Source organism: Acidimicrobiales bacterium (assembly GCA_035540975.1).
In the GTDB taxonomy this organism is placed as follows: domain Bacteria; phylum Actinomycetota; class Acidimicrobiia; order Acidimicrobiales.
The window spans coordinates 1-8,143 of the sequence record DATLFN010000142.1 but is presented as its reverse complement, the minus strand read 5'-3'; the positions used below and the strand labels follow the sequence as shown (position 1 = coordinate 8,143).

Sequence of the window (8,143 nt, the reverse complement as noted above, 5' to 3'; positions counted from 1 at the left end):
CGAGACCGCGCCCGCCGATACCACCCAGGGCGACAAGATCAAGGCCGAGCTCGACGAGCTCCTCGACGAGATCGACGAGGTGCTCGAGGAGAATGCAGAGGACTTTGTACGTTCGTACGTACAGAAGGGCGGCCAGTAGTTACGTCCAAGGCGATGCGCGACCTGTAACGTCACTGGACGCCCGAACGTGTGTTCGCTAGGCTTGGTACGTGAGGACCTGCACCAAGTGCGGTGTGCCGCAGCCACTCGAGAACTTCTACAAGGCGGTAGGCGGCCGAGACGGGCTCCGCGGTGACTGCAAGGAGTGCTTCCGCGCCCGAGCGAAGGAGCGGTACCCCGAGGTTCGTGACCGGGAGATCGAGCGAGCCAAGCGCTGGCGTGACGACAACCGCGAGCGGTATCTCGAGAACCAGCGTCGGCTCCAGCAGTCTCCAGAGGGCAGGCGCAAGAACCGCGCCGGCCACCTCTTGCGGAAGTACGGGATCACGCTCGAGCACTACGACGCGCTCCTCGCCGATCAGGGCGGCGTCTGCGGGGTTTGCGGCCGCCTCCCGACGACAGGGATCTCGCTACACGTCGACCATGACCACCGGACGGGCCAGATCCGCGGTCTCTTGTGCTTCCGTTGCAACAACGCTCTAGGTGACTTCGACGATTCACCGGAGTTGCTGACCCGCGCCGCGGAGTGGATTCTTCAGCACCGACTCCAGGAGCGCGTCGAGGCGCTGCTCCTCCGGCGGGCGTAGTCGCCCGCTAGCCTCCGGCGGGTCATGAACCTGCCGCTCTTTCCCGCCACGGACGACCCCGGACCGAGCTTCGCAGGCCTTCTCCGCCGGCTCCACGGCGTCCCCCCGCAGATCGACATGAACGGCGTCACCGTCACCCACGGGACGACGATCGTCGCCATCCGCTACGCCGACGGCGTGGTGATGGCGGGGGACCGGCGGGCCACGGCGGGGACGAGCATCGCCCACCGCAGCATGGAGAAGGTCTACCCGGCCGACCGCCACTCGGGGGTGGCCATCGCCGGTGCCGCCGGGCCGGCCATGGAGATGGTGAAGCTCTTCCAGCTCCAGCTCGAGCACTACGAGAAGGTGGAGGGCGCCTCCCTCAGCCTGGAGGGCAAGGCCAACCAGCTGGCCGGGATGATCCGGGCCAACATGCCCATGGCCTTCCAGGGCATGGTCGTCGTGCCCATCTTCGCCGGCTACGACATCCGCCGGCGGCGGGGCCGGATCTTCACCTACGACGTCACCGGCGGCCGCTACGAGGAGGCCGACTACCACGCCGACGGGTCGGGCGGCCGCGACGCCCGCACCACCGTCAAGCTGGGATGGACGGAGGGGATGGACGTCGAGGCCACGGTCGAGCTGGCCATCCAGAGCCTGTACGAGGCGGCCGAGGAGGACAGCGCCACGGGGGGCCCGGACCCCGTGCGCGGCATCTACCCGGTCATCGCCACCATCTCGGCCGACGGCTTCACCCGCATCCCCGAGGCCGAGGTCGCCGAGCGCTTCGGTGCCCTCATCGAGCGCCGCACCAACCGGGGGATGCACCCGTGAGCGCCCGCGTCTCCACCCGCCCCGCGAGCCCGGGAGTGGCGCGATGAGCATGCCGTTCTACGTCGCCCCCGAGCAGATGATGAAGGACAAGGCGGACTACGCCCGCAAGGGCATCGCCCGGGGCCGGTCCCTCATGGGGGTCGTCTACGCCGACGGGATCCTCCTGGCGGCCGAGAACCCGTCCCGCACCCTGCACAAGATCAGCGAGATCTACGACCGGATCGCATTCGCCGGCGTCGGCAAGTTCAACGAGTTCGACCAGCTGCGTGTCGGGGGCGTGCGCCACGCCGACGTCAAGGGCTACGAGTACAGCCGGGAGGACGTGGACGCCCGGTCGCTCGCCAACGCCTACGCCCAGTGGCTGGGCCAGGTGTTCACCAGGGAGATCAAGCCCATGGAGGTGGAGATCCTCGTCGCCGAGGTCGGCCCGCCCGACGGCAACGGCGGCAAGGACCAGCTCTACCACATCGACTTCAGCGGCACGATCTACGACGAGGACCACTTCGCCGTTCTCGGGGGCGAGGCCGACAACATCCACGACCGCATGAAGGACGCCTTCGTCGAGGGATGGTCGCTGGGCGACGCCCTCAAGGCGGCGAGCAAGGCCCTGGGCGGGCCCGACCGGGCGCTCCACCCCGCCGACCTCGAGGTCGCCGTCCTCGAGCGTCCCCGGGAGCGCCGGGCGTTCCGCCGCATCGTCGACGGCGACCTCGCCGCCCTGCTGGACCAGCCGGTCGAGCCGCCCTCGGCTCCTCCCGGCGAGCCCGCCACCCCCTGACGACGGGGGCGCCCCGAACCTGTCGCGGAAACGACTCGTATCCGGGTCGTTTCGACGACAGGTTGCCGCTTCGCGGCGCCTAGCCGCTCGGCAGCGACCGGGCCATCCACGTGGTGGCGACGGCCACCACGGCGATCACGGCGATCCAGGCCGCCAGCACGGGGATCCGGTACGGCGTCGGGTCGGGCTCGGGCTCGAACACCGACTCCACCTCGTCGACGAGCAGCAGCTCCCGGGCGACCTCGGCGTCGTCGCCCCGCACGTACACGTCGACCTGGCCCATCCCCGGGTAGGGGCCGTCCACGGCGCCGCGCAGCTCGGTGGGGATCCCGTCGGACCCGAGGCGGGCGGCGATCACCCTGGCGTGGAACGAACTGCCCACCGACACCAGGTGCACCATCGGACCGCGGTCCATCCACCGAACGGTACCGTGGGGAGGAGACGTCCGGTCCCGGCCGGGGAGCAGGGGTGGAATGGAACGGCGCATCTTCGGGCTCGAGAACGAGTACGGCGTCACCTGCACCCTCCGCGGGCAGCGCCGTCTCAGCCCCGACGAGGTCGCCCGCTACCTGTTCCGCCGGGTCGTCAGCTGGGGCCGCAGCAGCAACGTCTTCCTGGAGAACGGCGCCCGGCTCTACCTCGACGTGGGAAGCCACCCGGAGTACGCCACGCCCGAGTGCGACTCCATCTACGACCTGGTCGTCCACGACAAGGCGGGCGAGCGCATTCTCGAGCACCTCCTCCTCAGCGCCGAGCAGCGCCTCCGCGAGGAGGGCATCCGCGGGATCATCTACCTGTTCAAGAACAACACCGACTCGGCCGGCAACTCCTACGGCTGCCACGAGAACTACCTCACCAGCCGGCGGGACGACTTCGGCCACTACGCCGACGTCCTGATCCCGTTCTTCGTGTCCCGCCAGATCTACGCCGGGGCCGGGAAGGTGCTCCAGACGGCGCGGGGCGCCGTGTACTGCATCAGCCAGCGGGCCGAGCACATCTGGGAGGGCGTGAGCAGCGCCACCACCCGCAGCCGGCCCATCATCAACACCCGCGACGAGCCCCACGCCGACGCCGAGCGGTTCCGGCGCCTGCACGTCATCGTCGGCGACTCGAACATGAGCGAGTACGCCACCTTCCTCAAGGTGGGCGCCACCAGCATCATGCTGCGCATGCTCGAGGACCCGGCCGTCGTCCTGCGGGAGATGACCCTGGAGAACCCCATCCGGGCCATCCGCGAGATCAGCCACGACCCCACGTGCAAGCGCCGGGTCCGCCTGGCCAACGGGCGCGAGGTCACGGCCATCGACATCCAGGCCGAGTACCTCCAGCGGGCCCAGAAGTACCACGCCCAGAAGGGCTTCAGCCCCCTCGAGGAGCAGGCCCTCATGATGTGGGAGCACTGCCTCACCGGGCTCGAGAAGGACCCCCTGTCGCTGGACCGCGAGTGCGATTGGGTGATCAAGCACCGGCTGCTCGAGGCCTACCAGGCCCGCCACGACGTGCCGCTGACCCACCCCAAGATCGCCCTGATGGACCTCCAGTACCACGACGTCTCCCAGGACCGCGGCCTGTTCTACCGGATGCAGCAGAAGGGCCTGGTCGAGCGGGTGTGCACGGACGAGGCCATCGCCACCGCCGTCGACGAGCCGCCCCAGACCACCCGGGCCCGACTGCGGGGCGAGTTCATCCGCCGGGCCAAGGAGCGGCGACGGGACTTCACGGTGGACTGGGTCCACCTCAAGCTGAACGACCAGGCCCAGCGGACGGTGCTGTGCAAGGACCCGTTCAAGGCGCGCGACGAGCGCGTCGAGAAGCTCATCGCGTCCCTGTGAGCCCCGGGGCCGGCGGGCCGTGTCCCTCCCCCGGGGCACCCGGGGCCGATCGGTTTTAGCCGGGTGCCGAGCTTCTCCACCCGGGCCGTGGCGGCCCTGATCTCGGAGAGGGAGGGATTGCAGCGGGTCACGCTGGACGACGGGAGGCGGGCCTACGTCCTGACCTCGTTGGTGGGGCGCGTCGACGTGGGGGACCCCGTCGTGGTCAACACGACGGCGGTGGACCTGGGGTTGGGGACCGGCGGCTGGGACGTCGTGCACTGGAACCTGGCGCGGGCGTCGTTCGACGCCCCCGGGCCCGGGCACGTGATGAAGCTGCGGTACACCTCGCTCCAGGCGGACACCGGGGTGGCCGAGGAGGCCGACTCGTACCGGCCGGGGTCGCTCGCCGGTGTGCCCGTGGTCGTGTGCAGCGTCCACTCGCAGCTGGCCGCCGTCGCCGCCGCGTTCGCCGCCGGCGCGCCGGGCCGGCGGCTCGGGTACGTCATGACCGACGCCGCCGCCCTGCCCCTGGCCCTGTCCGACCTGGTGGCCTGCCTCCGGGAGAAGGGCCTGCTGGCCCTGACCGTGTCGGCCGGCCAGGCGTTCGGCGGCGACCACGAGGCGGTGAACGCCCTGTCGGCGATGGAGGTGGCGGTGTCGGCCGGAGCCGACGCCGTGGTGGCGGGGCCGGGCCCCGGCGGCGTCGGGACGGGCACCGGGCGCGGGCACGGCGCCGTCGACGCGGCGGTGCTGGTCGACCTGGCCGGGCGGGCGGGAGCGTGCCCGATCGTCGCCGTCCGCTACTCCGACGCCGACCCCCGGCCGCGTCACCGCGGCGTCAGCCACCACACGGCCACGGCGCTGGCCCTGGCCCACGAGGCGGCCCGGGTGGCGGTCCCCGACGGCCGCCCCCGGCCCGACGTGACCGGCCCGCCCCACGAGGTGGTCGACGTCCACGTCCCCGACGTGCTCGCCCTGCTGGACGGCGCCGGCATCGAGGTCACCAGCATGGGGCGCCGGGCCGCCGACGACCCCGGCTTCCACGCCTACGCGGCTGCCGCCGGGGCCCTGGCGGCGTCGGTAGCCTCGACGCGGTGAACCGGCTGGAGCGCCTGCTCAACCTGGTCGCCGCCCTCCTCGATGCGAACCGGCCGCTCTCGCGGGCCGAGATCTCCCAGCGGGTCCCCGGCTACGGCGGCGGCGAATCGGCGCGGCGGGCGTTCGAGCGCGACAAGGACGCCCTGCGGGCCATGGGCATCCCGCTCGTCATCGAGCCCCTCCCGGGCGACCGGGCCGACGGCGGCGACGGCTACCGCATCCCCCGCGACCGCTACGAGCTGCCCGACCCCGGTCTGGCACCCGACGAGCTGGCCGCCCTCCACCTGGCCGCCTCCACCGTCCGCCTCGGTGCCGGCGGCGGCCCCGGGTCGCCGGGCGAGGCCGCCGTCGCCATCTGGAAGCTGGGCGGCGCCACCGGTGGGCCCGACCCCGCGGCGCCGCTGGCCGCCCTCCCGGGCAGCGAGCACCTGGCCGTGCTCTTCTCGGCCCTCGGGGAGCGGCGCCCGGTGACCTTCCGGTACCGCGGCGACGAGCGCACCGTCGACCCCCACCGGCTCTCCTTCGCCAACGGGCACTGGTACCTCATCGGGCACGACCACCTCCGCGGGGAGCGCCGCAACTTCCGGCTCGACCGCCTCGAGTCGGCGCCCGAGGCGGGCGAGGCGGGCGCCTACGAGCGGCCCGCCCACGCCCCGCCGGCCGGCCCGCCGGCGCCGTGGCGGATGGGCGACGAGGACGAGGTGGAGGCCGTGCTCGTGGTGGACGCCGACCAGGCCGACTGGGCCGTGGCCAAGGCGGGGACGGAGGCGGTGCGCGAGCGCCGCCCCGACGGGTCGGTGGTCCTGGCCATGGCGGTCACCAACCGGGAGGCGTTCCGCTCGTTCGCCCTCGGGTTCCTCGACCACGCCGAGGTGCTGGAGCCGCCCGAGCTGCGGGCGGGCATGGTGGACTGGCTCGACCGCCTGGCGGCCGCCCCGTGAGCCCGGCGGCGCCGGCCGACCAGCGCCTCCGCCGGCTGCTCGCCCTCGTCCCGTGGGTGGCCGCCCAGGACGGCCCCACCATCGAGGAGGTGTGCTCCCGGTTCGGCTGCACCGAGCAGGAGCTGGTCGACGACCTGGGCCTGCTGTTCCTGTGCGGGGTCCACCCCTTCACCCCGGACACCCTCATCGACGCCAACGTCGAGGACGGGCGGGTGTGGATCCGCTTCGCCGACTGGTTCGCCCGGCCTCTGCGCCTGACGGCGGCCGAGGGCCTGGCCCTGGTGGCCGCGGGCGCCGCCCTGGTCGCCGCGCCGGGCACCGATCCCGACGGCCCCCTCGCCCGCGGCCTCGCCAAGGTGGCTGCCGTGCTCGGCGTGGACCCCGACGATGCGGTCGGGGTGGAGCTGGGCGCCGCCCCGCCCGAGGTGCTCACCGCCCTTCAAGGCGCGTCCGCTGCGTGCCGAAAAGTGGAGATCGAGTACTACTCCTTCGGACGTGACGCCTGGACGCGCCGCGTCGTCGACCCCCACCAGGTCTACAACTCCGCCGGCCAGTGGTACGTGGCGGCGTGGTGCCACGCGGCCGCCGGTGACCGCATCTTCCGGGTCGACCGCATGCGCTCGGCCACCGTGCTCGACGAGGGGTTCGACGCCCGCCCCCCGGCGCCGTCGCCACCCGTCTTCTCGCCCCGGCCCGAGGACCCGATCGTCGCCATCGAGGTCCCGCCGGCCGCACGCTGGGTGGCCGAGGAGTACCCCGTCGAGTCCGTCGAGGAGCTCGCCGGCGGCTGGCGCCGCGTCCGCCTCCGGGTCAGCGAGCGGGCGTGGCTCGAGCGCCTCGTGCTCCGCCTGGGGCCCGACGCCCGGGTGGTGGAGGGCGGCCACGACGTGCGCCGGCGCGCCGCCCGTCGGGTACGGGCGCGGTACAACGGTAGGGTGGACCGGCCGTGACCACCGAGCGTGACCTGCCTTCCGTCCGCCGGGCCCACGCACGACGAGCCCGCCTGCGGGAGCGCCGCCGCGCGGTCGCCACCGGCCGGTCCCGCGGCGGGACGGTCGCGCGCGACGACCTGGGCTGGCCCGTCGGTCCTCCTCCCTCGACCGTGGTCGACCCCGTCCCCGACGAGCACGCGGCCCTGGTGACGGGGTGGCCCGTCCAGCCGACAGCGGACGACGGCGGGCCGGCCGAGCCGGTGGCGGGCGCGCCCGCGGGGGACGGGCCCGTGCCGGCTGGCCCCCGAACAGTCGAGCCCGACCCCCGGTACCCGCTGGTCGCCGCCGGCGAACCGGCCGGAGCGGACGGGTCGTTCGCCGACCCTCAGGCGGACTGGCGGTACGCCGAAGCCGAGGCGGTGGGCCACCCGGCGCCGGCCGAGGCCGACTGGTGGTACGCCGAAGCAGAGGCGGTGGGCCACCCGGCGCCGGCCGAGGCCGACTGGCGGTACGCCGAACCCGAGGCGGTGGCCCCCCAGGACCCGGCCGAGGCCGACTGGCGGTACGCCGGACCCGAGGCGGTGGGCCACCCGGCGCCGGCCGAGGCCGGCTGGCGGTACGCCGGACCCGAGGCGGTGGGCCACCCGGCACCGGCCGAGGCCGACTGGCGGTACGCCGGGCCCGAGGCCGACTGGTACGCCGGAGCCGAGGCCGACTGGCGGTACGCCGGACCCGAGGCGGTGGCCCCCCCGGCACCGGCCGAGGCCGACTGGCGGTTCGCCGAACCCGAGGCCGACGGGCGGTACGCCGGGCCCGAGGCCGTGGCGCCCCAGGGGCCGGCCGAGACCGAGCTCCCGGCGTCCGAGCCGGAGCCGGCGTCGGCCGGCGACCCTTCGTGGCCGGACTGGCAGTACCCCGAGGCCGGCGCTGGTGCGGCGCCCGAGGCCGAGCCGCTGGTGGCCCGGTGGCGGCCCCATCCGTCGGCCCCGGTCGGCCCGCGGCCGCTCGCGTACCCGGT

At 73.8% G+C, this 8,143-nt stretch carries 10 protein-coding genes; 9 read left to right on the top strand and 1 reads right to left on the bottom strand.

Annotation, left to right across the window (positions count from 1 at the left end; translation table 11 throughout):
- The 4 genes from VM242_14445 to prcA form a co-directional block, all read left to right on the top strand.
- Positions 1–139, top strand: a 139-nt coding sequence (locus VM242_14445) for a ubiquitin-like protein Pup (protein ID HVM06363.1), incomplete at its 5' end; no start/stop codon positions are given.
- Between the two features lie 70 nt (positions 140–209).
- Positions 210–746, top strand: coding sequence for an endonuclease VII domain-containing protein (locus tag VM242_14440; GenBank protein HVM06362.1), 537 nt, complete (start codon positions 210–212; stop codon positions 744–746).
- Positions 747–770: 24 nt separating this feature from the next.
- A complete protein-coding gene (gene prcB, locus VM242_14435) occupies positions 771–1,562 on the top strand; it encodes a proteasome subunit beta (protein ID HVM06361.1) in 792 nt (263 codons plus the stop codon).
- Positions 1,563–1,605: 43 nt separating this feature from the next.
- On the top strand, positions 1,606–2,340 hold the full coding sequence (gene prcA / locus VM242_14430) for a proteasome subunit alpha (GenBank protein ID HVM06360.1): 735 nt from the start codon (positions 1,606–1,608) through the stop codon (positions 2,338–2,340).
- Between the two features lie 79 nt (positions 2,341–2,419).
- Here prcA and VM242_14425 read toward each other — a convergent pair whose 3' ends face one another.
- Positions 2,420–2,755, bottom strand: coding sequence for a DUF2007 domain-containing protein (locus VM242_14425; protein HVM06359.1), 336 nt, complete (start codon positions 2,753–2,755; stop codon positions 2,420–2,422).
- 58 nt (positions 2,756–2,813) lie between these two features.
- On the opposite strand from VM242_14425, the gene pafA reads away from it, so the two are divergent.
- From pafA to VM242_14400, 5 genes are all read left to right on the top strand, one after another.
- Positions 2,814–4,172 carry a Pup--protein ligase gene (pafA, locus tag VM242_14420; protein ID HVM06358.1) on the top strand — a complete coding sequence of 453 codons (1,359 nt, stop codon included), beginning with the start codon at positions 2,814–2,816 and terminating at the stop codon, positions 4,170–4,172.
- Positions 4,173–4,235: 63 nt separating this feature from the next.
- A complete protein-coding gene (locus VM242_14415; GenBank protein ID HVM06357.1) occupies positions 4,236–5,252 on the top strand; it encodes a DUF3866 family protein in 1,017 nt (338 codons plus the stop codon).
- Entirely contained in the window at positions 5,249–6,193 is a 945-nt protein-coding gene (locus tag VM242_14410) for a WYL domain-containing protein (GenBank protein HVM06356.1), read from the top strand. Before VM242_14415 ends, VM242_14410 begins: the two co-directional genes overlap by 4 nt.
- Complete coding sequence (locus VM242_14405; GenBank protein ID HVM06355.1) at positions 6,190–7,143, top strand: WYL domain-containing protein; 954 nt, start codon at positions 6,190–6,192, stop codon at positions 7,141–7,143. The genes VM242_14410 and VM242_14405 overlap by 4 nt, the downstream gene beginning before the upstream one ends.
- Positions 7,140–8,143: hypothetical protein (locus VM242_14400; protein HVM06354.1), on the top strand; the 1,004-nt coding region annotated here is incomplete at its 3' end. The genes VM242_14405 and VM242_14400, both read left to right, overlap by 4 nt.